Raw genomic sequence first — 23,881 nt, forward strand, 5'->3', positions numbered from 1 at the left:
TCACGATTCACTCTGACGCTCGATGGATTCCGGGTTCGCGCTACGCGCGCCCGGGAATGACGAACCTCACTGCACCGCGCCGCGCTGATGACGCGCAGAGCCCGCGTCGGTGCCTATTCGTCGTCGCGGAACTGCCTGACGACCGCCGCCGGGTTTCCGGCGACGACCACGCGGGGTGGGACGTCCTCACGCACCACCGCTCCGGCACCCACGACCGAGTGGTCGCCGATCGTCACTCCCTTGAGCACGATCGAGCGCGCGCCCACCCAGACATTGTCCCCGATGTGCACCGGCGCGACGGCCCGAGCAACCGCAGGCTCGTGCCGAAGCCGCGGGGGAAGGTTGTGAAAGTCCGTGTCGACGATGTCGCAGTCGCTGATCAGGCAGGACGACCCGATATCGACCTTCTGCGCGCAGCCGATCCAGCAGCCATTGAGCAAGGTGTCCTTGCCGACCGTCACCTGGCCATGCCCGGTGATGAGCACGCGCTTGCCGATCCGGCAGTTCGCGCCGATCGACACCCGGACGCCCCGACCGAGCACCAGCCGCCCCTTGAACACGATCCCGGGTCCGAGCTGGAGCCGGCGCCCGTACCGCACCGTCAGCCAGGCGCGCAGACAGGCGAAGAACAGGAGCGCACCGGCCCGCAGCACCGGGTTCTCGATCTTGCCCACCAATCCGCTCCTGACCCTTGTGGCGTCCCGCGCCTTTCATGCGGTGCCGAGCCTGTCATCCGCGCGTAAATACGCGGTGAAGAACGAGGTGGCACCTGGCGCAGCCGTCTGGGTGGAGGCCGATGTTGGTAAGGGCTCGCTGTCATTCCGGGGCGCGCCCCTTGGCGCGAACTATGGTGCGCAATTGCGCACCTGAGAATCCATTTACCCGCTTGCTCTGAGGCCCGATGGATTCCGGGCTCGCCTCTTCGAGGCGCCCCGGAATGACGAGGACCTCATCGCATCCCGCCGCCCTGATCCCTGATGGCGCCGAGATGCTCGTTGATGCGGAACACGATCAGGATCAGTTCCGCGGCGATGCGCGAGAACACCACGCCGACGACCACGCCTGCGATCGATTCCAGCACGACCAGGAAACCGGCGAACGGGCTGATCGCCATCGCGGTGAGGCCGGCGAAGATTCCGGAGAGTCCGAACAGGCAGATCACGCCGATCACCAGCCAGTAGAAGGTCTTGATGATCGTCGGCGTGATGAAGCGGTCCCACTGAAACAGATCGCTGAATGAAAACATCTCTCTCCCCCCGCCAAATCGCGCTCCCGGCCGTGCCGTCAGGACAATGAGGCGAGCCGACTCGCCGAATGTAGCACGAGCCATGCGGGCCGGCGGGTTGAGATTGCCGCAAAGTGCGGCCACAATCTGTCCTTCCCGCAAAGCTTTTCCAAGATGACCCTGACCTTCGAAGATTTCCCGCCAGGCCGCTATGGAACGTTCGGCCCGCGCCATGTCACCCGCGACGAGATTTTGGCGTTTGCCGCCGAGTTCGATCCGCAGTCGATGCATCTGGATGAAGAGGCCGCCAGCAAAAGCATGCTGCGCGGCCTGTCGGGCTCGGGCTGGCATCTCTGCTCCCTGATGATGCGGATGATGGCCGACGGTTTCATCGCCCGCGCCGCCTCGCTCGGGTCTCCGGGGGTCGACGAGGTGCGTTGGCTCTCGCCCCTCAGGCCGGGTGACGATCTCACGCTCGACGTCGATGTCGTTGAAGCGCGCACCTCGAAGAGCCGGCCGAACCTCGGCATCGTCAAGTTCAAATGCACCGCGCGTAACGCCAAAGGCGAAGCGCTGTGCGAGATGACCTCGCCGATCCTGATCGAGCGACGCGCGGGAGCGGCCTGATGCGGTTCTTCGAACAGATCGAGATCGGGCAGCGCCGCGAACTCGGCAGCTACAGCTTCACCGCCGAATCCATCAAGGCTTTCGCCGCCAAGTTCGATCCGCAGCGCTTTCACCTCGACGAGGAGGAAGGCAAGAATTCGCTGTTCGGCGGGCTTGCTGCATCCGGCTGGCATGTCGGCTCGGCCTGCATGAGCTTGGTGGTCGCCGACGGCCAACGTCTGGCGCGTGAGGCAGCTTCACGCGGCGAGGAGGTTGCCGTCTGGGGGCCGTCGCCGGGCTTTCGCGATCTGCGCTGGATCAGGCCGGTGCTCGCCGGCGATATCATTTCTTACGCCAGCGTCGTCATCGACAAGCGCAGTTCCGCCTCGCGTCCCGGCTGGGGCATCCTGACCGCCCGCACCACCGGCACCAACCAGCGCGGCGAGGAGGTCTATTCCATCACCGCCAGCGCCTTCGTGCCGATGCGGAAAAGCGCTTAGACCAGTTCCAGGATGAACGGCCAAAACAGCGCGCGAGTGTTGCCCGCGCGCTATGGACGCGATTCAGGGTGACTGCCATAAGCCTCCCGAGATGGCCCGGGAGCCTGCGAAGCAGCAACCGGAACCATCGAGTTGCTAACCAATTATGAACCTGTCGCTGTCTATTTGAACGAACTGGGCAGAGGACAGGGAACGAGAACGATGGCAGACCGCGGCGCACTGAAATTGGTCGGATTTATCTTCGCTACCGCGACGCTGGCCGTGATGCTGGTGGCCGGCATGGTGGTGAAGGGCTACGCCGACGGCGCCTACACCCTGGAAGCCTCGACGGTCGACGCAAGCCGTTAAGCGACTGTTTACGTTCCGGGGAAGCGGCCTCCGGCCTCAGCGGCTATAGACGAACGCCAAAATTGCGATCGCAACCGCCAGCAGCCCGACAAAGCGCAGCATGATGGTCCCGAACTGGCTCGGCGCGGGCCGCAGCGGTATCGGGTCCGTGGTATCGGGCCGAATGCTTTCCATCTGAGATGTCCCCGAGGCCCGGCCGTCAGCGGCACGGGCGCTTGGCATTGGTCGCCGGGAGTGGGCGTGGGTTCAAACCACGCCCACCGCTGTCATGCCCGCCTAGTGCGCAATTGCGCACGGGGGGCAGGGCATCCAGTACGCCGCGGCCCCTCGGTTCAATCGCTGCCGTCTCTGGAATACTGGATCAACCGCCCTCGCGGGTGATGACACTTTTCGTGTGGAGCGCGTGTGCACTCCTCACGTCCCAGAAGCAAAAACCGCCGCGCTCCTTCCGGAGCGCGGCGGCTGGTGATGCTTCTTCCGTCCGATCAGCTATTGCGCAGGCCGTCGGCGGCACGCTTCCACTGGGCGACGTTGTCGGCGATCATGCGGGTCGACTTCATCGCGGCCTGGCTGAGTTGGGCGTAGCCCGAGATCTCGCGCTGGACGCGCTGGCCTTCGGCATGAAGCAGGTCGCGCAGGCTCTCGAGCTCGGAGATCAGATTCTCGATCTCGCCGAGGGAGGTGCCGGCGACGCGCTGGATCAGCGAGTTGACGTTGGTCACGGTGGCTTCCGCGCTCGGATCGAGTGGCGGCGAGTCCGTGGTTGCGGCGGCGGCCGGCCGGCGCAGATAGGCGATGTCGTTGCGGACGAAATCGCGGATACCGGCCTCGACTTCGGTCACGGCGGCGAGATCGCTGTCGACCGTCTCGGTCTCGGTGGTCTCGGTCTTTTCCGGACGCATGGCGTTCATCGTTATTCCCCTGTTCGCGTTGAGCGCAGCGCGAGTGTCCCCCGCACGACGATGTGTGTCAGGCCGATGCATCTGTGCGCCGGATTTTGACCGGAACAGGGCCGAGATGCGGCAAGGACGGACCATTCGGGGGCTTTGCCGTGGCGTACGGTTAGGGAAGTCTAAACAAGGCTCACCAGCTCTTCTTGAAGCCGGCCGTCACGCTCTTGTTGATCGCGCCTTGAGAGGTTTCGCCGACCGAGCCGGAGACGGTGACGTTGTCGAACAGCTTCTGCTCGGCGCCGACCTTGCGCAGCCATTTGTCGTCGGTGGTCGACAGGGTCTGCCCCGCCGAGATGCTGGTGCCGGTGTCGGTGATCGTGACCTTGGCGGACTGGTCGGTCTCGTAATTGCGGCTGACGTGGCCGCCGACGCCGGGCAGCGCCGTGGTGCCCTGCTGGTTGACGCTGTAGCCGTTCTGCAGCGTCAGCGAGGTGTCGCCCGACAGCGGCATTGATTTGGTCAGCGACGCCCCGAGCTTGCTCTGTTCGCTGCCTGGATCGACGCGGGCTTCGACCGCAGTCTTGTCCCAGATCGCGCCTGCGCCCGGCGCGGTCGCGGCGGCCCAGGCGCTGCCGGAGGATTGCGGCAGGTTGCCGCCATTTTCGGCCTTCAGCGCCAGCAGCTCCGACATCGTGGTGGGCTCTTTCGTCACCGTCATGTCGGCGCCGATGCGGGTGTCCCAGAACGGGGACACCGACTGCTTGACCTTCACGCCCGAGGAGCCGTTGGCATTGGCGCTGGACGACCAGTCCATCCCGTCCTTGGCGGCGGCTTGCGCGCGCTTCTTGGCGGCGACGAGGTCGTCGAGCGTACCCGCGTCGATGGCGAGCTGGCTCCAGTCGAGCTTGTCGACGTCGATGCCTTTGAGCACGTCGGGGGCGTTGACGCTGGGGGCCTCGGCGACCTCGGCCTCGTCGTCGTCAGCCGTGGTCGCGGCGGGGGGCGGGGAGAAGGGCGGAATGATCTGCGCTGCAGCCGTCAGCACCGAACCCAAAATGAACGCGGCCGCCAGCGGCAGCCTGGTCCAGCCGAAACCTGTCGTGAATTCCATTGCCTTGCCCGCAAGCCCCGTTCGCGCGGAAAATGCGGAACTATCGTTGCGAAATTGTGGCGCCCAAAATGACGAACCAACGGGCCGCGCGCAAATGGCGCGCCCGGTGACGAGCATCTCCATGACGGCGTCCGGCGGGGCTGGAGGCCAGCACGTGTCATGGGAGCCTCAATCGACCGGTCCCGAATTCTCGGAGCCCGTTGGTGTCCCGTCAGCCGACGCTGGTCACCTTTGGCAGATGAATGGCGCGGCCGAGTGCCTGTTCGACCAGATCGAAGGTGTCGACCAGCACACGCAGGCTGATCAGCCTATCAGCCCTGAACTGCGCGAACTGCGCCACGCGCAGGCTGATCGGCTTGTCGGAATCCAGCGCCGTCAGCGAGTAGCGCAGCATCGAGGAGGCGGAATCGACGCCCAGCATGATGCTCTCGCGCTCGAAGCGGTGGACGCGGAAATTGTCGGCGAGCTGGCGGATGACCCGGAGCACGGCCGCCTTGCCCTGGCGCGCGCCCAGGAACGGAAACATGTCGATCGGGCCGTAGATCGCCCATTCGACGTCGTCGTCGATCAGGGCCTCGACATCCTCGAAATGCCGGTCGTTGATCGCACGGTGCAACGCGCGCGAGAAACGCCAGAGGCTGTGCTCTGTCATTTGGGGGGCGTCCTGAAATTGAAGCGTAAAAACGGAAAACAACCCCAAGCACAGTAAGGTGCCGAGGGGCTGCTGAATTCATTTGTATGCGAACAAGTACGGGATTTCTGGAAAAACTCAAATCACGTTTTTGCAAGGCACAAGTGAGCGCAAAGTGTGAGATTTACAACAGGACCCCGTAATCTTACCGGGTCCGGGAAGCGGGGGAGTTGCAACCGTCGATGTCGTCCCGGCCTAGCACGCAATTGCCCGCGGGGGGCCGGGACGACGTTGGAACGCCTACTCCGCCTCCATCCCCGCCCCCACGATCAACGGCCCGATCTCCCGCTCCAGCACCTGCTGCACCAGATCGTAGGAATCGATGATCTCGCGGATCTGCGCGATCTGTCCGTTCCGGAAGCTGTAGAACACCGCCATGTCGAACTGCACGATGCGGTCGTTGCTGCGCTTCTTGAAATGGGCCTGCAGGTAGATCGCGACCTCGTCGCCATCGGCGATGATCTGCGGGACCTTGTAGCGAAACTCGGAGTAACGCGAGGAGACAGTCTGCCAGAACTCGCGCAGCTCGGCCTTGCCGTGGCGCGGGCCCATATGCGTCATCACGTCGATCGGCGCGTGGGTGAGGAAATCGACGTCCTCGGTGCAGCACGACAGCGCGGCCTCGAGATCGCCGCGCATGATGGTGTCGAGCAGATGCAGCACGCGCTGCTTGTTCAACGACTCCACGCTCATGCCGCTGATGCCCTCACTGGCCATGGATTGTAAACGCTATCGCGCGGCGCGCGGCTGCATCAATCCGCAAAAACACCGGGGTTATTCGCCATACGGTCGCGCCTCAATGCATGGGGTTCATGGCTGCAAGGCGGGGTTGCGCTGACATGGACCGTGCCCCCAATCGGACGGGCGTTCTGGCGCCGCAGGCATGAGGGCTGACGTCTCTCACCATGTGGCGAGCGCGGGAACTCCCGCCGGCTCGTAATCGTTGAGACGGCGACACCGCAGGAGACATCGATGAAATTCCCGCTTCTCACCGTCACCGCCGCGCTGCTCATGCTCGGCGCAAATTCCGTTGCGAACGCCAAGGGCTGCATCAAGGGCGCCATCGTCGGCGGCGTTGCCGGCCATTATGCCGGCCATCACGGCATGCTCGGCGCCGCCGCCGGCTGCCTCTACGGCCGCCATCGCGCCAACGAGCAGGACAGGCAGCAGCAACAACAGAGCCAGGCGAACGGTCAGGGCAAGCCGTAGCTCATCGTCATTCCGGGGCGCGCGAAGCGCGAACCCGTACATCCATCACGCCTCTTGTTCCAGTCGCGGAATGCGGCGTGAGGCACCTCACATCGCGCGCCTCTCCCTGCGGCTACCGTCAGCCGCATGCCATCAGGGAGACGTGCCATGGCCACCATCGCCACCGCGAGAAAGTCCCGTCCGCGCAACGCCCTCGAAGGCTTTGCGCTGACCGCGATGCTGCAGAGCTTTCCGACCTTCGCGGCGGCCGCGCTGCTGCTCAAGCTGTGCGGTAACCACGACCTCGTCGGCGACCCCGGCGTTGCCATTTTCGTCGCCTTCGCCTCGCTGCTTCACGCGATGATCGCCGTGACGCTCGGCCCGAGCGTCCCGGCGCTGTTCAAGACGCTCTACGAGCCGGCATTCTTCGATGGCAGTCTGTCGCTCTCCGACAAGATCACGGAATGGCGCACCCACCCGGTCGCCTCGCTGCAACTGGTCGCGATCGTGCTGATGCTGTCGGTGATGGCTGTGGTGACGGCGAGCATGGGGTGAGGGCGTTGACCCTCCTCACATCCGACATCCTACCTCTTCTTCCACCCGCCCCGTCGCCCCGGCATCCCGCCGGTCGATTTCGGCGCAGGCCCGAACTCGGGCCCCGACTGCCTTGAATCCGTCGGCTGGATGATCCGGCTGGTGCTGCCGAACGGCTTTGAAGGCAGGCTTGGGCTCGCGCGGTAGGGCAGCGATTCCGGGCCGTGCATCTCGTCGAGATGCGGCTTGTGCACCTTCGAGCCGCTGCCGCTGCCGCTTGCCTTCAGCGCGGAGCTCACGGTCTTTTTCTTCATCGCGCTGACCGGCAGATTGGCGGCATCGCCGTATTTTCGGGTGCCGGCATAGGCGCCCGCCTTGGTGGTGACGGCGCGCTGCTTGGCGGTGGGATCGTCGACCACGGCGAGCTCGGTGGCGCGCAGGCGCTTGACCTCGTCGCGCAGGCGCGCGGCTTCCTCGAAGTTCAGGTCGGCGGCGGCCTCGCGCATCCGCGTCTCGAGGTCGGCGAGCACGGCTTCAAAATTGTGGCCGATCGAGATGACGTCGTCGGTCATGTCGTGACCGCCGACCTCGACCAGCACGTGGTCGCGCTCATAGACCGAGTTGAGGATGTCGCCGATGTTCTTCTTCACGCTTTCAGGCGTAATGCCGTTTGCTGTGTTGTACTCGACCTGTTTTTCGCGGCGGCGGTTGGTTTCGGCGATGGCACGCTCCATCGAGCCGGTCATCTGGTCGGCATAGAGGATCACCTTGCCGTCGACGTTGCGCGCGGCGCGGCCGATGGTCTGGATCAAGGACGTTTCACTGCGCAAAAAGCCTTCCTTGTCGGCATCGAGAATGGCGACCAGCGCGCATTCGGGGATGTCGAGGCCTTCGCGCAACAGGTTGATGCCGACCAGCGCGTCGAACGCACCCAAGCGCAGATCCCTGATGATCTCGATGCGCTCGATGGTGTCGATGTCGCTGTGCATATAGCGGACGCGGATGCCCTGCTCATGCAGGTATTCGGTGAGGTCCTCCGCCATGCGCTTCGTCAGCACCGTGATCAGCGAGCGATAGCCGGCCTGCGCGGTCGCGCGCACCTCGCCGACGAGATCGTCGACCTGGGTGCGCGCCGGGCGAATATCGACCGGCGGATCGATCAGGCCGGTCGGCCTGATCACCTGCTCGACGAACACGCCACCGCTTTCGTTCAGCTCCCAGCTGCTCGGCGTCGCCGACACCGCGATGGTCTGCGGCCGCATCATGTCCCACTCCTCGAAGCGGAGCGGGCGGTTGTCCATGCAGGAGGGCAGGCGGAAACCGTATTCGGCCAGCGTCGCCTTGCGGCGGAAGTCGCCGCGGAACATGGCGCCGATCTGCGGGATGGTGACATGGCTTTCGTCGGCGAAGATCAGCGCGTTGTCGGGGACGTATTCGAACAGGGTCGGCGGCGGCTCGCCGGGGCGGCGCCCGGTGAGATAGCGCGAATAGTTCTCGATGCCGGCGCAGCTGCCGGTCGCTTCCATCATCTCGAGGTCGAAGGTGGTGCGCTGCTCCAGCCGCTGTGCTTCCAGGAGGCGGCCCTGATTGTTGAGCTGGTCGAGCCGCTGCTTCAGTTCCGACTTGATCGACTTGATCGCCTGCACCAGCGTCGGACGCGGCGTCACATAGTGCGAATTGGCGTACATCTTGATGAATTCGAGCTCGTCCTGCTTGTGGCCGGTGAGTGGATCGAACTCCTCGATGCTCTCGATGGTGTCGCCGAACAGGTTCACGCGCCAGGCGCGATCTTCATAGTGCGCCGGGAAAATATCGATCACGTCGCCGCGCACCCGGAAAGTGCCGCGGGTGAAATCGGCCTGGGTGCGCTTGTACTGGAGCGCGACGAGGTCGGCGATCAGCTGGCGCTGGTCGATGCGCTCGCCTTTCTTCAGCGCGAACGTCATCGCGGTGTAGGTCTCGACCGAGCCGATACCGTAGATGCAGGATACCGAGGCGACGATGATGACGTCGTCGCGTTCGAGCAGGGCGCGCGTCGCCGAGTGGCGCATGCGGTCGATCTGCTCGTTGATCGACGAGTCTTTTTCTATGTAGGTGTCCGTGCGCGGGACATAGGCTTCCGGCTGGTAGTAGTCGTAATAGGAGACGAAGTACTCGACCGCGTTATCGGGGAAGAAGTTCTTGAACTCGCCATAGAGCTGGGCGGCCAGCGTCTTGTTCGGCGCCAGGATCAGCGCCGGACGCTGGGTCGCCTCGATCACCTTGGCCATGGTGTAGGTCTTGCCGGACCCGGTGACGCCGAGCAGCACCTGCGAACGGTCGTTGCGCTCGATACCCTCGACCAGCTCCTTGATCGCGGTCGGCTGGTCGCCGCGCGGCTGGTATTCCGACTTGATCTCGAAACGCACGCCGCCTTCGGACTTCTCCGGGCGCGGCGGCCGGTGCGGCGTCCACACCCTCATGGAGCCGTCGTCCTTGCGGAACTCCGGTCGCCCCTCGCGGATCAGCGATTCCAGCGCGTCGGCAGTCGCCTTGACACCGAGCGCCTCCATCTTTGACCGCGGCGGACGCGCCAGCGCTTCGGCATCGTCCTCCTCGGTGGGAAGACCGAGCTGTCGCGCCAGTTCCGGATCGAGCGTCGGGATCGTGGCTGCGGTTCCGTAATTGGCCTGCGGCGCTTCTTGCAGTCCGGCCAGCCGGTCGGCCGGAAAATCCTTCGGTGTCGAGGCGCGCGCGCGATGCGCGGCAGCCTCGCCGCCGGCGCGGCGGTCGCGCGAATTGTCGGGTGGCGGCTGCAGCCCGGTGCCCGATCCAAGCCCCGCATCGCCGCGATTGATCGCAGGATTCAGCAGCTCGGCCAGCGCCGGCCCGATCGGCTGCACATCTGGCCGATGTGCCTTCGAGTTCGGAGCCTTGGTTTTGGGGGATTTCGGGGGAGCAGGTTTCTTCGCCATGAGGCGAATATGGGACGACTCCGCCCTTCAGAAAAGGGCGAAGCTAAGTCCCGGAGCACGCTGCTGACAGCAGGTTGGCAGCAGCGCCGGACTACGCCGCCGGCAGCGGCCCGTCGCCGTCCACGACCGTCAGGCGCGGCTCGAGGATATCGAGATGGATCCCGCCGCAATCGGTGCAGCGCATGGTCCAGTACTCGCAGCCGGCGCGGCCGCCGATCACGCGGACCACCGCGAGATCGCCGTCGCATTCCGGGCAGATCGACAGCACCTGGCGCGAATAAATTCGCGGCCGCCCACCGTCGTCGATTTCGATCACTGACATGGTCAGGTGTTCCCCTACTGTGGCGCGATGTCCTTCAGTCCTGTTGCCGTGCCGCCGGCCTATTCGTCGCTGTCGCCGGCGTGCCGGCGGAAGCGGTCGATGTGATGCTTGGCGTCTGCGATCGCAGCGTCGGGATCCGGCCAGGCGAAGCCGACTTCCATGGTCGGAAACAGCACGCCGTCGATGGCAAGCGGGCTGAAATCGGCGCGCCGGATACGGGCGTGCCACAGTCCCTTGCCAGCTTCGAAGGATTCGATGTCAAAGCCGTCGTAGAGGGTCGTCATTGGAAGTCCCCAAATGCTCAGATGTCGGAGGGTTAGAGGACCACGTTTGCGGATTTCGATATGTGAAGCCGTTCACATCAGGCCGGCTTTTTCAGCCGAACGGCTGAGGCATCAGTTCCGTGCGGCGCGTCCGGACCGCCGCGGCCGGGCCGCGGGTTCCGCCGCCGCCCGCATGATCCAGCGGCGGAACGCGGTAAAATCGCGCTGCTCGGTCTGGAAGCTGCGGTAGATCAGGTACCAGCGCATGCCCTTGGGCACCGAGAGGTCGAACGGCGCCACCAGGCGTCCGGCGGCGAGGTCGTCGTCGATATAGGGCCGGATGCCCATGGCGACGCCGAGTCCGTCGACAGCAGCTTGCAGCGCCTGGCCGTAGAACTGGAACTCCGGCCCGCGCGCATTGATGCGGGTGAGGTTCGCGGCCTTCAGCCAGATCGGCCAGTCCTCCGGCGAATGGGTGACGCGGATCAGACCGGGCCCTTTGAGGTCCGCCGGCCGCTTCAGGCCGGAGGCGAGGCGGGGCACGCAGACCGGCGTGAGGTCGCCCGCGAACAGGGGCTCGGCGACGAGGCCCGGCCAGTCGCCGGTGCCGAGCTTGATGCCGCAGTTCCAGTCCTCGCCGAACGGCGCCTCGGCGCCGCCGGTGGTGAAGCGCACCTCGATGTCGGGCTCTTCGCTGCGAAACTCCGACAGCCGCGGGATCAGCCAGCGCATCGCAAAGGTGTGGCCGACGCCGATGGTGAGCACGCGCACGCTTGCAGGCGCCGTCACCTGCGCGGTGAGGCTGGCGAGCGCATCGAAGATCGGCGTCAGCCCGCTCTGATAGGCGCGGCCCGCCTGCGTCAGCACCAGCCTGTTGGCCTTGCGTTCGAACAGCGCGACGCCGAGCCGCTCCTCCAGCAGATGCACCATGCGGCTGACGGCGGCCGCCGAGACGTTCAGCTCGACCCCGGCGGCGGCAAAGCTGCCGGTCCGCGCCGCCGCCTCGAATGCCTTGATGCCGTTGAGAAAGAGCAGCCGCCGCAAGGGACCCTCAGGAAAGCTGATGCCAGGCCAAGATAACTCAGTTTGCGCAGCCGCGGCAAGCGAGGCACCTTCACCTTGCCCCTCCCCGCGTGCGGGGAGAGAAGCGTGGCGAGGGGGAATGGGCAGTCTGCGTCCCTCGCTTTCGCCGCCCCATCACAGGAGAATCCCCAGGTGACGCCCATCATGATCGCTGCCCTTGGATTGCTGATGGTCGCCACCGCGTTCCTGTCGGGGCTGTTCGGCATGGCGGGCGGGCTGATCCTGATCGGCGTGCTGCTGGCCCTGATGCCGCTGCCGACCGCCATGGTGCTGCATGCGATCACGCAGATGGCCTCGAATGGCTGGCGCGCGTTCCTGTGGCGGGCGCATATCCGCTGGCGGCCGGTCGCAAACTACATGGTCGGCGCTGCCATCGCGCTCGGGGCATGGTCGCTCACGCGCTACGTGCCGGGCAAGCCGACGGCGCTTTTGCTGCTCGGCGCCACGCCGTTCATGGCGCGGCTGTTGCCTGCGAATATCAAGCCCGATCCTGATCAGCTCTGGCAGGGCACGGTCTATGGCACGATCTGCATGGGCCTGATGCTGATGACCGGGGTCTCCGGTCCGCTGCTCGACACCTTCTTCCTCGGCGGCGATTTCGGCCGGCGCGAGAAGGTGGCGACCAAGGCGATGTGCCAGCTCGTCAGCCATTTCACCAAGCTGATCTATTTCGGCGGCATCATCGACCAGGCCGCCTCGCTCGATCCGGTTCTGGCCGGCGTCGCAATCCTCGCCTCGATGCTCGGCACCACGCTGGCGCGGCGCCTTCTCGAAGCCATGACCGACCAGCAATTCATCGCCTGGTCGAACAAGCTGATCACCACCATCGCCTGCTATTACATCGCCTATGGCGGCTGGCTCTTGGTTCGCACGCCGGTATTGGCCGCCTTCGACAAGGGAGGTTTGCAATGAGCTGTGAGGCCGACCCGCTGGTGCTTGATTTCGTCGAATGGATCGCACGCGAGCCGCGCGCCTATGCCGAGGTGATCTCGACCTGGAAGACCTCGTGCCCGCGCCTCACCATCTGGGAGGACGCCGCCGACCGCGGCTTCGTCGCGCGCGAGACAGTGCCAGGCCTCGGGCTCGTCATTGCCGTGACGGAAGACGGGGAGAAGCTGCTGCGCGCCAACGGGCGATAGTTGGCAGAGCGCTTCTGTCCCCACATCGTCATTGCGAGCGTCAGCGAAGCAATCCAGAATGCCTCCGCGGAAGCAGTCTGGATTGCTTCGTCGCAAGAGCTCCTCGCAATGACGGAGCCTGTGGAGACCCTGCATGTCGCTCAAGCTCTACGAACTCGTCGGCACCGATGCCTCGCGTCCCTTCAGCCCGTATTGCTGGCGCACGCGGATGGCGCTGGCCCATAAGGGGCTGACGGCGCAATCGCTGCCGTGGCGCTTCACCGAGAAGAGCGCGATCGCGCCGCACGGCTCGGAGAGGGTTCCGGTGCTGCTGCATCACGACAGGCCCGTGGTCGATTCCTGGGCGATCGCTGGATATCTCGAAGACAATTTTCCCGATCGTCCCTCGCTGTTCGGCGGCGAGGGCGGTCGCGCCATGGCGCGCATGATCAATGCTTGGGGCGACATCGCCATCATCGGCGGCATCTTTCCGCTCATCATCGCCGACATCCCGAACAACCTCGCCGAGGTCGATGCCGCCTATTTCCGCTCGTCGCGTGAAGCCCGCTTCGGCGGCAAGACGCTGGAAGAGATCATGGCGAGCCGCGACAGCGGCGTCGTCGCGTTCCGCAAATCGCTGGAGATCATGCGGCAGACGTTCAAGTCTCAGCCCTATCTGGGCGGAGCCGCGCCGAACTACGCCGACTACATCGTGTTCGGCGGTTTCCAATGGGCGCGCGTGGTGAGCCCGTTCAAGCTGCTCGAGGCGGATGATCCGGTCTATGCCTGGCGCGAGAAGCTGCTCGATGCATTCGACGGCATGGCAAGGAAGTCGCCAGGGTATGCGGTGTAGGTTTCGTAGCCCGGATGGAGCGCAGCGCAATCCGGGAATCGCGCCACAAGCGATGACGGCCCCGGATTACGCTCGCGCTCCATCCGGGCTGCGCACCGCCGCCTTGCGCAAGCATTCCCGGCACAAGCAATCCTCGCCCTTCACCGGCATCGGCAGCTTGGCTGTCTCCTCCGCGCACCAGCAATTGCCCGACAGATCGCAGCCGAACTCGGTGCCGCAGCGGGAACAGAGAAGGCGGCGCGGAGCCGGTTGCGCAATCGTGATTTCTTTCGGATTTGTCATGATTTACGTCGAAGCTTTGCCGTCATTTTCATGTCGGGTTCATCTCTCGCCGCGGTATATTAGGCGCCGCGCGCAGGCCATGGAAGTGGTTGGCAAGGCGCGGAGGACAAATCGATGGCCCGCGATTCCCAAGCCGCTCTCGTCGCGCTGAACCGCTTCGGCTTCGGTCCGCGCGGCGGCGCATCCGGCGATCTCATCAATGCGGCCTCCGATCCACGCGGCTTCGTGAAGGCGGAGCTGGCGCGTCCCCTTGGCGCGCTGCTGGAGGCGCCGGGCCTGCAATCGACGCCGCAACTCGGGCAGGCCGTGTTCGCCTATCAGGACGAGGTCAAGCAGGCGCGCGAGGCCGCGAAGGCCGTGGCGCCGACCGAAGCGCCGGCGCCGACGCCGCCCGCGGACCAGAAGCCCGACAACCAATTGCGCCGCAATCTCTCGCTCAACACGGTGGCGAGCGAGATATCAGGTCGGCAGATGGCGGAGGCGAAGCCCGAGGCCATGCAGCCCAACGCTGCGGCACCTGCTGCTGCAAAACAGCCGCAGCAGCCCCTCAACGTGATCCAGAAGACGTTTCGCGCTGAGGCGCTGGCGCGGTTGCAGCGCGCGATGATGGTCGATTGCGGCTTCACCGAGCGCCTCGTCGTGTTCTGGTCCAATCATTTCTGCATCTCCGCGAGCAAGGGCGAGCTGGCGCGGATGTGGGCCGGCGCGTTCGAGCGCGAGGCGATCCGCCCACATGTGCTCGGGCGCTTCGCCGACTTGCTGAAGGCGGTGGAGCAGCATCCGGCGATGCTGTTCTTCCTCGACAATCAGCAATCGCTCGGGCCGGATTCGCGCGCAGGCCAGAACCGCAAGCGCGGGCTCAACGAAAATCTCGCGCGCGAGATCATGGAGCTGCATACGCTCGGCGTCGGCGGCGGCTATACGCAGGAGGACGTCACCTCGCTCGCGCGCATCATCACCGGCTGGACCTTTGCCGGCCGGCAGGGGCAGCTCGGGGCGCCCGGGTCGTTCGTGTTCAACGCCAATGCGCATCAGCCCGGGCCGCAGCTGCTGCTCGGCAAGACCTATGAGGCGACCGGTCTGGCGCAGGGCGAAGCCGCGCTCGCCGACATTGCGCGCCATCCGTCGACCGCGAATTTCATCGCCACAAAATTCGTGCGCCACTTCGTCGCCGACGATCCGCCGCCGGCGCTGGTGGCGCGCTTGCGCGATGTCTTCGTCAGGACCGACGGCGACCTCAAGGCGCTCGCGACCGCGCTGGTCGATTCCGACGAGGCATGGAAGGCGCCGCTCACCAAGATGCGCTCGCCTTACGATTTCCTGGTTGCGAGCGGCCGGCTGCTCGCGCGCGTGCCGGAGGATCCCGGCCCGTATCTCAACAGCCTCAATTTGCTCGGCCAGCCGCTATGGTCGCCGGCCGGTCCCAATGGCTTCCCCGATACGGCTGCGGCCTGGGCGGCGCCCGAGGGCATGAAGCTGCGGCTCGACATCGCCTCGCAGATGGGCGCGCGGCTCGGGCCCAACATCGATCCGCTCGATCTGCTTGGATTCGCCGCCGCTGATGCGGCCTCCGCCGAAACGCGGCGAACCATTGAGCGCGCCGAATCGCGCCAGCAGGCCCTGGCCCTGCTGTTGATGTCGCCCGAACTGCAGAGGAGATGAAGATGATCGACTGCGTCGAAAACCGGCTCCTCACCTCGCGCCGCGGCCTTCTGCTCGGCGGTGCCTCCTTCGCGGCCTGGGCCTACTTGCCGAAATTCGCGCGCGCCGCCGGCGGTCGCGACCCGCGCCTGGTCGTGGTGATCCTGCGCGGCGCGCTCGACGGGCTCGCCACCGTCGCGCCGATCGGCGACCCTGATTATGCCGGCCTGCACGGTTCGATCGCGCTGACGGCGGACGGCGCGCATGCCGCGACGAAGCTCGATTCCTTCTTCGCACTGCATCCGGCGATGCCGGAATTTGCGCGCATGTATCGCGACCAGCATGCCGCGGTGATCCACGCTGTCTCGACGCCCTATCGCGACCGCTCGCATTTCGACGGCCAGGACGTGCTCGAGAGCGGTTATGCGGGGCCGGGCCGCGTGCAGTCCGGCTGGCTCAATCGCGCGCTGGAAGCGCTGCCGCGCGGCGAGCGCGTGTCGAGCGGGCTCGCGGTCGGCCCCACCACGCCGCTGGTGCTGCGCGGCAATGCGCCGACCGTCGGCTGGGCGCCGGTCGCGCTGCCGCAGGCCGATGACGACACCGCGATGCGCCTGGTCGATCTCTACCGTCATCGCGATCCCGCGCTCGCCGCGGCGCTGACGCAGGGCCTGCAGCTGGAGAAGGCCGCGAGCGGCGACGACATGAAGCCGAAGCCGGGCAACCAGGTCGCGCAGATGCGTCAGGTCGCGCGCGGCGCGGCCAAGCTGATGGCCGCCGATGACGGCCCGCGCATCGCCGCGCTCGCCTTCGACGGCTGGGATACGCACGCCAACGAAGGCGGCCCGGTCGGACGCCTCGCCTTCCTGCTCGGCGGTCTCGACGGCGCGCTCGCCGAATTCGAAAGCGGCCTTGGCGATCGCTGGCGCGACACCGTCGTCGTGGTCGCCACCGAGTTCGGCCGCACCGCGCGCATCAACGGCACCGACGGCACCGACCACGGCACCGGCACCATCGCCCTGCTCGCCGGCGGCGCCGTGAAAGGCGGCCGCGTCATCTCCGACTGGCCCGGGCTCAGGCCTGCCAACCTCTATGAGGGCCGCGACCTCAAGCCCACCACCGATTTGCGCTCCGTGATCAAAGGCGTGCTGCAGGGCCAGTTCGGCCTGTCCGATCAGGTGCTGGCCCAGACCGTGTTCCCGGACAGTGCAGGCGCAAAGCCGATGAAGGGGCTGGTCGCCTAACTGTCATTCCGGGGCGCGCGAAGCGCGAGCCCGGAATCCATTCATCCACTGGTTCTGTCGCCAGATGGATTCCGGGCCTGCGCCTTGCGGCGCATCCCGGAATGACGACATGATTGGCGAAACATCAGGAGAATCGCCCATGTACATCGCCATGAACCGCTTCCGCGTCGCCAAGGGCTCCGAGGCCGCCTTCGAGCAGGTCTGGCTCACGCGCGACACGCATCTGGACAAGGTGCCCGGCTTCGTCGAATTCCATCTGCTGCGTGGCCCCGAGCTCGAGGACCACACGCTGTACGCGTCACATACCGTATGGGCCAATCACGCCGCGTTCGACGCCTGGACCAAGTCGGAGGCGTTTCGCGCCGCGCATCACCGGGCCGGCGACAACAAGCCGCTATATCTCGGCCATCCCCAGTTCGAGGGCTTTGAGGTGATGCAGACGGTGGGACGCGGCGCGAAGTAGCGGCGCCAAGTAACGGCGCGAGGTAACGCGCCGCATCACCCCTTCGTAATCCGGTCGATCTCGGCGAGATCCTCGGCCGTGAGCTGCCAGGCGATCGCCTTGACGTTCTGCTCGACCTGCTCGACGCGGGTGGCGCCGGCGATCACGCTCGACACTTGCGGGCGTGCAGCCAGCCAGGAGAAGGCGAGCTCAAGCATGGAATGGCCGCGCGCCTTGGCAAAGGCCTGCAGCTTTTCGACGACGTCCTCGTTGCGCGGCGTGACATAGCGCTCGCGCAGCGCCGGCACCTTGCCGAAGCGGGTGTCGGCGGGGGCGGTCGCGCCGCGCTGGTATTTGCCGGTCAGCAGGCCGCTTGCGAGCGGGAAGAACGGCAGGAGGCCGAGCCTGTATTCCGTTGCTGCGGGCAGCAGATCCTTCTCGATGTCGCGGACCACGAGGCTGTACTCGTCCTGCGCCGAGACGAAGCGGCTCACATTCATCGCGCGCGCGGTGAACTCGGCCTCCGCGATCCGCCACGCCGGAAAGTTGGAATGGCCGATATAGCGGACCTTGCCCTGGCGGACGAGATCGTCGAGCGCGCGCAGCGTCTCTTCCAGCGGCGTCAGCGGATCGTAATCATGCTGCTGGTAGAGATCGATGTAGTCGGTCTTGAGCCGCGTCAGGCTGGCCTCGACCGCATTCATGATGTAGCGGCGCGAGGCGCCCTGCTTGGTGCCGTCGGTCGCCATCGGCTTGGAATATTTGGTTGCGAGCACGATGTCCTTGCGGCGGTCGCCGAGCACCGTGCCCAGCACCGTCTCCGAACCGCCCATGCCGGCATAGATGTCGGCGGTGTCGAACAGCGTGATGCCGAGGTCGATCGCCCGGTGGATCACCTTGCGCGAGGTTTCCAGATCGGTGCGCTGGCCGAAATTGTTGCAGCCGAGCCCGACCGCGGACACGCGCAGGCCGGAGCCGCCGAGATTGCGAATTTCCATGGGAGATCCTGTCAGACGAGAGCCGGCGGCCATTGTGACCGCGGTGCGCTGCAGCGGCAAGCGCCTCGCCTCGCGTTGCAGCCATGCCGACAACAAGCGGCAGGCAAAAAAATGCGGCCCCCGTAGACGCGGCGACTCACGGGGGCCGCTTGGGGCGCTTGATCGGTGACGGGGGGCCTGATCAGACGCGACTGCAGGATAGTCCCGGCGTGTTACGCGCCGGTGACATCTGGAGTTATCCACAGGCCCCGAAAGTCAGAATATCTTGCGATAGACGATGAAGCCGGAGCGTTCTGCGACCTTGTCGTACAGGCTCTGCGCGGTGGTGTTGGTCTCGTGCGTCTGCCAGTAGACGCGCGGCGATCCCGCGAGTTTTGCACGCTCGTATACGCCGTAGATCAGCGCCGAGGCGACGCCCTTGCCGCGCGCGGCTGGAAGCGTGAACAGGTCCTGCAGATAGCACGAGGGCTCGATCGCCGTGGTGCTGCGGTGGAACAGGTAGTGCGTCAGCCCGAGCAGCTTGCCGTCGCTCTCGGCGACCAATCCATGCACCGGCTCATAGGCATCGAAGAAGCGCTGCCAGGTCATCTCAGTGATCTCGGGCGCGAGCGCGGTCGGACCGGAGCGGCCGTAGAAGGCGTTGTAGCCGTTCCACAGCGGCAGCCATTGGTCGTAGTCCTGCCGGGCGACGGAGCGAATGGTGAGCGACATCTAGGAAATCCGTGGGGCGATGAGGCATCCTTCATACGGGATCATCGCGGTGCGGATCAATCGCGCCGCGGCGCATCATCACTCCGCGACGCCCAAATGGCGGATCAGTTTCTGCCCCGTCGGATCGCGCAGCGAGCGATAATAGTCGGCGCGTTCGGGCGCGTCGGTGTGGCGCACGAGGTCGGTCACCGGCGTGTAGCTCAGCATGCGGCCGCCGTCGGGCAGCGCAGTGCAGACGAAGCGCAGCACCTTGCCATTGCGCAAGGCGATATTGATCGGCGTGGCATCGCCGGTCCGCACCATCTCCATGCGCTGCGCGATGAAGACGCCGAGCTCGTCCTGCGGCAATTCGAACGCGCCCGTGTCGCGGCCGTGATACATCAGTGCGATGAAGGGCGGCTTGTCGTCGGCCATCTCCTCCGGCAACGCAAAATATTTGCGAAATGCGCGGTTGATGAATTCGGCGCGGGTCTCCGCATCGAGCAGCACGATGCCGATATCGACCTGGTCGAGCGCGGCCGACAGCCGCGCGGCAGTGGCGTGGTTGCGCCGCTCGGCAGCGAAGGCATCGAGCAGCCGCTCGCGCACCAATCCGGTGACGGCCGCGGTGCCGGTGGTCGTCAGCGCGAGCAGGGAAAGCTGCACGAGTTCGCTCGCGGCAAAGCCCGGCGCGGCGCGATGGCCGAGCGCGAGCAGCACCGCGCCGATCACGGCGATAACGGCGCTGCCGAGCGCGGATGCAAAGCCGGAAAGCGACCCGGCCAGCGCCACGATGCCGACGAACAGCGGCGCGAGCGAGAGAGCGGGAGCATCGCGATCGAGCAGGATCGCCAGCAGTGCGATCGCTGCCGTCAGCACGGGACCGGACATGGCGCGCCATCCGAACCGCATGGGCCTTGCTCATTCCTCCCTGAACGAGATAAGGCCACCAGACTGTCCCATGGCTGCGCAAGCGCAACCCGATTTCGCGCGGCGCGCTGAATCAGGGCTTGCCCGCGCCGCCAAAGCTTTCGGATGATTTTAGGCCAAATGCGCGTGCTCGATGCGCTGCAGGGCCGGAGCATTCCATGTCGACGTCCCCGGCCCCTTGCGGGTGCCGACGAAAATCAACAGCGACGCCGCGACCAGGATGGCCGCCGTCAGGGTGATTGCAACGATGACCACAGGCGATTTCATCACTGTCCCGTCACGATGCATCGGGCGCGGGGCCGCGCGGCACCTTGAAGCCATTCCGCGATGAAACGGGGATCAGACCGGCAGACCCATCGCCATGGTCGCCTTGGTCGACAGCACAGTGAGGGTGACGATCAGGCACAGCGAGAGCGCGGCGACGGCGAGCGAGGCCGCGACCGCGTTGGTCAGCCGGGAAGACGAAACGGTATCGGTTTGGCCTTGAAAGCCGACCGTGCCGGACACCCGCATCATGGTCTAAATCCTTCAACGTGCGAGCGAATCACCCGCAACGCCAAACAATCTCACAATTTCAACCGGCAATATTGGGGCGGCGATCGCGCTGAATATGGCAGGATTTGGGCAAAGGTTAACGCCATGCCCGCTATTTCTTAACGCCGCGCCTGATCTCAGGCTCCGGCGGCGATGCTGGCGGGGTCGTCGATGTCGGCGGGGCGCCAATCCATGGCAACGAAGCCGGGCGCGGCCTCGACGCGCTTCAGCCAGTTCCGGATCGCCGGGAAGGGCTGCAGGTCGAAGTCGCAGCGGTCGGCGAGATGGGTGTAGCCGTACAGCGCAATGTCGGCGACCGTGAGCTGGCGGGCAGCGAAGTAGTCGCAGGTTCTGAGGTGGTTCTCCATCACCTGGAGCGCGCCATAGCCGCGCTCCATCCAGTCCTCCAGCGCGTGGGTCTGCAGGTCGCGGCCGCCCTTGACCAGCGACAGCCAGAAATAGGCGGCGCCGATATTCGGCTCGAGCGCGTGCTGCTCGAAGAACATCCATTGCAGCGCCTCGGCGCGATCGATCCGGTTCTCCGGCGCCAGCGGCGTGCCGACGGCGACATACCAGAGGATGGCGTTGGACTCGGCGAGATAGCGGTTGTCGCCGACCTCGAGCAGCGGCACTTGTCCCGACGGATTCTTGGCCAGGAAGTCAGGCGTCTTGCTCTCGCCGCGCAGAATGTCCACCTCGATCGCTTCGTAAGGTACGTTCAGCAGCGCCAGCGCAAGGCGGACCTTGTAGCTGTTGCCCGAGCGTTGCATCGAATAGAGCTTGTACATTCTGGGAGTTCGATTCCGAAGGATGGAAGGCGCGGCGCGCGTTGCCCCGCACCGCGGCTAAACAATGATGCCGATGCGAATCCGCCGCAAGGGCTCGGCAATAGAAAAACTCGAAATCCCTACCGCACTGCATCACGAGGGAAGATCATGTTCGCGCCGCGCTGCAAATCAGATCACGCTTGCGTCAACATGCAAGACTCATCGCGTCGCGCAATCGTGTACCACGCGCGTCATCGTCATGCCCGGGCTTGTCCCGGGCACTCCACGTTCTTCGTCCAGTGTGGCAAGGCGTGGCTGGCCGGGCCTTCGCCTCGCCGAAGCGGCTTCGGCCGCGCAGGCGGGACAAGCCGGCCATGACGACGTTTCGATTATATCTGCGTGCAACACGCAAAATTGCTCCGAGGACAAGCCTTCCCGGATATGAGCGATTTCGACGGCAAAGTTGCCGATTGTTGCGGGAAATCCGGCCTTGAAACGCTCCAAGCCCGTAAACTTTCTGAAGATCGGGCCGAAGTTTCTTGCGGCGCAGCGGCACACGTTTTAGGGTGGCTCCATTCCCACAATCAGAGTCGTGCGACCCATGGGTTCACGACGCTTGTCAGGAGATGACGATGTCCTTCCTTGCCGCTGCGCTCGACCGTGTGAAGCCGTCCGCGACCATCGCGGTCACGGATAAAGCACGCGCGCTGAAAGCGGCGGGCCGCAACGTCATCGGCCTTGGCGCCGGCGAGCCCGACTTCGACACGCCCGCCAACATCAAGCTCGCGGCGATCCGCGCCATCGAGGCTGGCAAGACCAAGTACACCGCGGTCGACGGCATCCCCGAGCTGAAGGACGCGATCATCGCGAAGTTTCAGCGCGAGAACGGCGTCGCCTACAAGCCGAACCAGATCATCGTCGGCACCGGCGGCAAGCAGGTGCTCTACAACGCGCTGATGGCGACCATCAATCCGGGTGACGAGGTGATCATCCCGGCTCCCTATTGGGTCAGCTATCCTGAAATGGTGGCGCTCGCCGGCGGTGAGCCGGTGCCGGTGGTCTGTACCGCGGCATCAGGTTTCAAGCTCGGAGCCGAGGCGCTCGAGCGCGCGATCACGCCGAAGACCAAATGGGTGATCCTGTGCTCGCCGTCGAACCCGACCGGCGCGGCCTATACGCGCGCCGAGCTGAAGGCGCTCACCGACGTGCTGGTCAAGCATCCGCATGTGTGGGTGATGACCGACGACATGTACGAGCACCTCGTCTATGACGACTTCCAGTTCACCACGGTCGCGCAGGTCGAGCCCAGCCTTTACGACCGCACGCTCACCGTGAACGGCGTGTCGAAAGCCTATTGCATGACCGGCTGGCGCATCGGCTATGCCGGCGGCCCGGCCCAGCTCATCAAGGCGATGTCGACCATCCAGTCGCAGTCGACCTCGAACCCGTGCTCGATCGCGCAATGGGCGTCGGTGGAAGCGCTGAACGGTCCGCAGGATTTCATCCCCGCCAACAACAAGGTGTTCAAGGAGCGTCGCGACCTCGTCGTCTCCATGCTGAACCAGGCCAATGGCATCGAGTGCCCACGTCCCGAAGGCGCGTTCTACGTCTATCCCTCCTGTGCCGGCACGATCGGCAAGAAGGCGCCGTCGGGGAATGTGATCGGAAATGACGAGCAGTTCGTCACCGAGCTGCTGGAGACCGAGGGCGTTGCCGTCGTGCAGGGTTCGGCCTTCGGCCTCGGCCCGGCGTTCCGCATCTCCTACGCGACCAAGACCTCGGACCTCGAAGACGCCTGCAAGCGCATCCAGCGCTTCTGCGGCAACCTGCGCTGAGCCTGTCGCGACCGACTTCAGGAAAGGCCCGCCTCTGGCGGGCCTTTTTTGTTCGCACGCCTATCATCGTGTGCGATCTGGCGCCATTGCGGCTGTTGTGGCATAGACCATCGCGCAACACGGGTGGGGTGCTCTCTCTGCTCGCATCACACTTAGCCGGAGATATTTCATGCGCCGTTCGTTCATCTTCGCCGGGCTCGCTGCCGCCAGCCTCGTTGCCTCCGTCACGAGCAGCGACGCTCAGCAGCAGAGGATGGTGCAGGTCGGCGTGCTCGAATGTCGCGGCGGCGCCAGCGTCGGCTTTGTGGTGGGGTCTGTCACCAATCTCGGCTGCGTGCTGCGCGCCGAGGGCCTGCCCGAAGACCGCTACGTCGCGACGATCCGCAAAGTCGGCCTCGACCTCGGCATCACCCAGGAGACGGCGCTCGCCTGGGGCGTGTTCGCACCGGTGAACCGGCTCGGTCCTGGCGATCTCGCCGGCAATTACGCCGGCGCGCAGGGCAGCGCCTCGGTCGGCGTCGGCCTTGGCGGCAACGTGCTGGTCGGCGGCTCAAATAATTCGATCGCGCTCCAGCCACTTAGCGTCCAGGGCCAGGTCGGCCTCAACGTCGCCGCCGGACTCGAGAGCCTGGAACTCCGCCCGGGCCGTTAAGTTGCGCCAGCGGCGCTGCCGCCTTTACCTCTCCCCGACGGGGAGAGGTTGGAACACGGGGCGTTGAGACCTAATCTAACTGACGACGCACCGCAGCGACGTTTGACGCTTGCCAAATCTGGGGGACGGGCAGAGCATCTGCGTTTGCCGACCCAATCACGGGCCGAGCTCCACACCAAG

Annotated in this window: 31 protein-coding genes; 13 read left to right on the forward strand and 18 right to left on the reverse strand. The window is 65.5% G+C overall.

Features of this window, described 5'->3' with window-relative positions; all coding sequences use genetic code 11:
* Positions 1-113: 113 nt before the first annotated feature.
* Both ACNJX9_RS08340 and ACNJX9_RS08345 read right to left on the reverse strand, forming a co-directional pair.
* Positions 114-674 carry an acyltransferase gene (locus ACNJX9_RS08340; protein WP_271600644.1) on the reverse strand — a complete coding sequence of 187 codons (561 nt, stop codon included), beginning with the start codon at positions 672-674 and terminating at the stop codon, positions 114-116.
* A 275-nt stretch (positions 675-949) separates the two neighbouring features.
* Entirely contained in the window at positions 950-1,246 is a 297-nt protein-coding gene (locus ACNJX9_RS08345) for a DUF4282 domain-containing protein (protein WP_092230128.1), read from the reverse strand.
* 153 nt (positions 1,247-1,399) lie between these two features.
* Between ACNJX9_RS08345 and ACNJX9_RS08350 the strand changes: the two genes are divergently transcribed.
* The 3 genes from ACNJX9_RS08350 (at position 1,400) to ACNJX9_RS08360 (ending at position 2,679) form a co-directional block, all read left to right on the forward strand.
* Positions 1,400-1,852 carry a MaoC family dehydratase gene (locus ACNJX9_RS08350; protein WP_439408418.1) on the forward strand — a complete coding sequence of 151 codons (453 nt, stop codon included), beginning with the start codon at positions 1,400-1,402 and terminating at the stop codon, positions 1,850-1,852.
* A complete protein-coding gene (locus ACNJX9_RS08355) occupies positions 1,852-2,331 on the forward strand; it encodes a MaoC family dehydratase (RefSeq protein ID WP_057741575.1) in 480 nt (159 codons plus the stop codon). Before ACNJX9_RS08350 ends, ACNJX9_RS08355 begins: the two co-directional genes overlap by 1 nt.
* A 201-nt stretch (positions 2,332-2,532) precedes the next feature.
* Positions 2,533-2,679 carry a hypothetical protein gene (locus ACNJX9_RS08360; RefSeq protein ID WP_164938884.1) on the forward strand — a complete coding sequence of 49 codons (147 nt, stop codon included), beginning with the start codon at positions 2,533-2,535 and terminating at the stop codon, positions 2,677-2,679.
* Positions 2,680-2,715: 36 nt separating this feature from the next.
* Here the strand turns inward: ACNJX9_RS08360 and ACNJX9_RS08365 are convergent, their stop codons facing one another.
* The 5 genes from ACNJX9_RS08365 to ACNJX9_RS08385 all read right to left on the reverse strand — a co-directional run bounded on the left by ACNJX9_RS08365 (position 2,716) and on the right by ACNJX9_RS08385 (position 6,067).
* Complete coding sequence (locus ACNJX9_RS08365) at positions 2,716-2,853, reverse strand: hypothetical protein (RefSeq protein ID WP_164933651.1); 138 nt, start codon at positions 2,851-2,853, stop codon at positions 2,716-2,718.
* A gap of 311 nt (positions 2,854-3,164) precedes the next feature.
* Positions 3,165-3,590: a hypothetical protein gene (locus ACNJX9_RS08370; RefSeq protein ID WP_057741573.1), complete on the reverse strand. Its 426-nt coding sequence runs from the start codon at positions 3,588-3,590 to the stop codon at positions 3,165-3,167.
* A gap of 172 nt (positions 3,591-3,762) precedes the next feature.
* Complete coding sequence (locus ACNJX9_RS08375; RefSeq protein WP_271600641.1) at positions 3,763-4,683, reverse strand: hypothetical protein; 921 nt, start codon at positions 4,681-4,683, stop codon at positions 3,763-3,765.
* Positions 4,684-4,894: 211 nt separating this feature from the next.
* Positions 4,895-5,335: a nuclear transport factor 2 family protein gene (locus ACNJX9_RS08380; RefSeq protein ID WP_439408419.1), complete on the reverse strand. Its 441-nt coding sequence runs from the start codon at positions 5,333-5,335 to the stop codon at positions 4,895-4,897.
* 279 nt (positions 5,336-5,614) lie between these two features.
* The gene (locus ACNJX9_RS08385; protein ID WP_439408420.1) at positions 5,615-6,067 is read right to left on the reverse strand and encodes a nuclear transport factor 2 family protein; all 453 of its coding nucleotides are present in this window, start codon (positions 6,065-6,067) and stop codon (positions 5,615-5,617) included.
* Positions 6,068-6,346: 279 nt separating this feature from the next.
* On the opposite strand from ACNJX9_RS08385, the gene ACNJX9_RS08390 reads away from it, so the two are divergent.
* On the forward strand, positions 6,347-6,583 hold the full coding sequence (locus tag ACNJX9_RS08390; RefSeq protein WP_439408421.1) for a hypothetical protein: 237 nt from the start codon (positions 6,347-6,349) through the stop codon (positions 6,581-6,583).
* 147 nt (positions 6,584-6,730) lie between these two features.
* Positions 6,731-7,117: a hypothetical protein gene (locus tag ACNJX9_RS08395; RefSeq protein ID WP_439408422.1), complete on the forward strand. Its 387-nt coding sequence runs from the start codon at positions 6,731-6,733 to the stop codon at positions 7,115-7,117.
* A gap of 29 nt (positions 7,118-7,146) precedes the next feature.
* On the opposite strand, the gene uvrB is transcribed toward ACNJX9_RS08395, so the two are convergent.
* The 4 genes from uvrB to ACNJX9_RS08415 form a co-directional block, all read right to left on the reverse strand.
* Entirely contained in the window at positions 7,147-10,050 is a 2,904-nt protein-coding gene (gene uvrB, locus ACNJX9_RS08400; RefSeq protein ID WP_439408423.1) for an excinuclease ABC subunit UvrB, read from the reverse strand.
* A gap of 91 nt (positions 10,051-10,141) precedes the next feature.
* A complete protein-coding gene (locus ACNJX9_RS08405; protein WP_439408424.1) occupies positions 10,142-10,372 on the reverse strand; it encodes a hypothetical protein in 231 nt (76 codons plus the stop codon).
* A 59-nt stretch (positions 10,373-10,431) separates the two neighbouring features.
* Positions 10,432-10,656, reverse strand: a complete 225-nt coding sequence (locus tag ACNJX9_RS08410) for a hypothetical protein (protein ID WP_057741560.1) — start codon at positions 10,654-10,656, stop codon at positions 10,432-10,434.
* A 111-nt stretch (positions 10,657-10,767) separates the two neighbouring features.
* Positions 10,768-11,679 carry a LysR substrate-binding domain-containing protein gene (locus tag ACNJX9_RS08415; RefSeq protein ID WP_439408425.1) on the reverse strand — a complete coding sequence of 304 codons (912 nt, stop codon included), beginning with the start codon at positions 11,677-11,679 and terminating at the stop codon, positions 10,768-10,770.
* A 171-nt stretch (positions 11,680-11,850) separates the two neighbouring features.
* Here ACNJX9_RS08415 and ACNJX9_RS08420 point away from each other — a divergent pair, with 171 nt between their 5' ends.
* The 3 genes from ACNJX9_RS08420 to ACNJX9_RS08430 all read left to right on the forward strand — a co-directional run bounded on the left by ACNJX9_RS08420 (position 11,851) and on the right by ACNJX9_RS08430 (position 13,689).
* On the forward strand, positions 11,851-12,630 hold the full coding sequence (locus ACNJX9_RS08420) for a TSUP family transporter (protein WP_439408426.1): 780 nt from the start codon (positions 11,851-11,853) through the stop codon (positions 12,628-12,630).
* Complete coding sequence (locus ACNJX9_RS08425; RefSeq protein ID WP_057741557.1) at positions 12,627-12,857, forward strand: hypothetical protein; 231 nt, start codon at positions 12,627-12,629, stop codon at positions 12,855-12,857. Before ACNJX9_RS08420 ends, ACNJX9_RS08425 begins: the two co-directional genes overlap by 4 nt.
* Positions 12,858-12,990: 133 nt before the next feature.
* Positions 12,991-13,689 (forward strand): glutathione S-transferase family protein, encoded by a 699-nt coding sequence (locus ACNJX9_RS08430; RefSeq protein ID WP_439408427.1) that lies wholly within the window; start codon positions 12,991-12,993, stop codon positions 13,687-13,689.
* A 66-nt stretch (positions 13,690-13,755) separates the two neighbouring features.
* Here the strand turns inward: ACNJX9_RS08430 and ACNJX9_RS08435 are convergent, their stop codons facing one another.
* Entirely contained in the window at positions 13,756-13,971 is a 216-nt protein-coding gene (locus ACNJX9_RS08435; RefSeq protein WP_439408428.1) for a cysteine-rich CWC family protein, read from the reverse strand.
* A 114-nt stretch (positions 13,972-14,085) separates the two neighbouring features.
* Here ACNJX9_RS08435 and ACNJX9_RS08440 point away from each other — a divergent pair, with 114 nt between their 5' ends.
* The 3 genes from ACNJX9_RS08440 (at position 14,086) to ACNJX9_RS08450 (ending at position 17,316) form a co-directional block, all read left to right on the forward strand.
* On the forward strand, positions 14,086-15,633 hold the full coding sequence (locus ACNJX9_RS08440) for a DUF1800 domain-containing protein (RefSeq protein ID WP_439408429.1): 1,548 nt from the start codon (positions 14,086-14,088) through the stop codon (positions 15,631-15,633).
* A 2-nt stretch (positions 15,634-15,635) separates the two neighbouring features.
* Positions 15,636-16,853 (forward strand): DUF1501 domain-containing protein, encoded by a 1,218-nt coding sequence (locus ACNJX9_RS08445; protein WP_439408430.1) that lies wholly within the window; start codon positions 15,636-15,638, stop codon positions 16,851-16,853.
* A 139-nt stretch (positions 16,854-16,992) separates the two neighbouring features.
* On the forward strand, positions 16,993-17,316 hold the full coding sequence (locus tag ACNJX9_RS08450; RefSeq protein ID WP_057741548.1) for an antibiotic biosynthesis monooxygenase family protein: 324 nt from the start codon (positions 16,993-16,995) through the stop codon (positions 17,314-17,316).
* A 35-nt stretch (positions 17,317-17,351) separates the two neighbouring features.
* Here ACNJX9_RS08450 and ACNJX9_RS08455 read toward each other — a convergent pair whose 3' ends face one another.
* From ACNJX9_RS08455 to ACNJX9_RS08480, 6 genes are all read right to left on the reverse strand, one after another.
* Complete coding sequence (locus ACNJX9_RS08455; protein WP_439408431.1) at positions 17,352-18,293, reverse strand: aldo/keto reductase; 942 nt, start codon at positions 18,291-18,293, stop codon at positions 17,352-17,354.
* Between the two features lie 255 nt (positions 18,294-18,548).
* A complete protein-coding gene (locus tag ACNJX9_RS08460) occupies positions 18,549-19,004 on the reverse strand; it encodes a GNAT family N-acetyltransferase (RefSeq protein ID WP_439408432.1) in 456 nt (151 codons plus the stop codon).
* A gap of 78 nt (positions 19,005-19,082) precedes the next feature.
* On the reverse strand, positions 19,083-19,895 hold the full coding sequence (locus tag ACNJX9_RS08465; RefSeq protein WP_439408433.1) for a PAS domain-containing protein: 813 nt from the start codon (positions 19,893-19,895) through the stop codon (positions 19,083-19,085).
* Between the two features lie 129 nt (positions 19,896-20,024).
* Positions 20,025-20,180: a hypothetical protein gene (locus ACNJX9_RS08470; RefSeq protein ID WP_083513889.1), complete on the reverse strand. Its 156-nt coding sequence runs from the start codon at positions 20,178-20,180 to the stop codon at positions 20,025-20,027.
* A 72-nt stretch (positions 20,181-20,252) separates the two neighbouring features.
* Positions 20,253-20,429, reverse strand: a complete 177-nt coding sequence (locus ACNJX9_RS08475; RefSeq protein WP_167353959.1) for a hypothetical protein — start codon at positions 20,427-20,429, stop codon at positions 20,253-20,255.
* Between the two features lie 155 nt (positions 20,430-20,584).
* Complete coding sequence (locus ACNJX9_RS08480; RefSeq protein WP_057741539.1) at positions 20,585-21,235, reverse strand: glutathione S-transferase family protein; 651 nt, start codon at positions 21,233-21,235, stop codon at positions 20,585-20,587.
* Positions 21,236-21,846: 611 nt separating this feature from the next.
* Here ACNJX9_RS08480 and ACNJX9_RS08485 point away from each other — a divergent pair.
* Together ACNJX9_RS08485 and ACNJX9_RS08490 are read left to right on the forward strand one after the other, a co-directional pair.
* A complete protein-coding gene (locus ACNJX9_RS08485) occupies positions 21,847-23,049 on the forward strand; it encodes a pyridoxal phosphate-dependent aminotransferase (protein WP_057741950.1) in 1,203 nt (400 codons plus the stop codon).
* A 169-nt stretch (positions 23,050-23,218) separates the two neighbouring features.
* Positions 23,219-23,701 (forward strand): DUF992 domain-containing protein, encoded by a 483-nt coding sequence (locus ACNJX9_RS08490; RefSeq protein WP_271600624.1) that lies wholly within the window; start codon positions 23,219-23,221, stop codon positions 23,699-23,701.
* Positions 23,702-23,881 lie beyond the last annotated feature (180 nt).

Source organism: Bradyrhizobium sp. BLXBL-03, from assembly GCF_051853015.1.
GTDB lineage: Bacteria > Pseudomonadota > Alphaproteobacteria > Rhizobiales > Xanthobacteraceae > Bradyrhizobium > Bradyrhizobium manausense.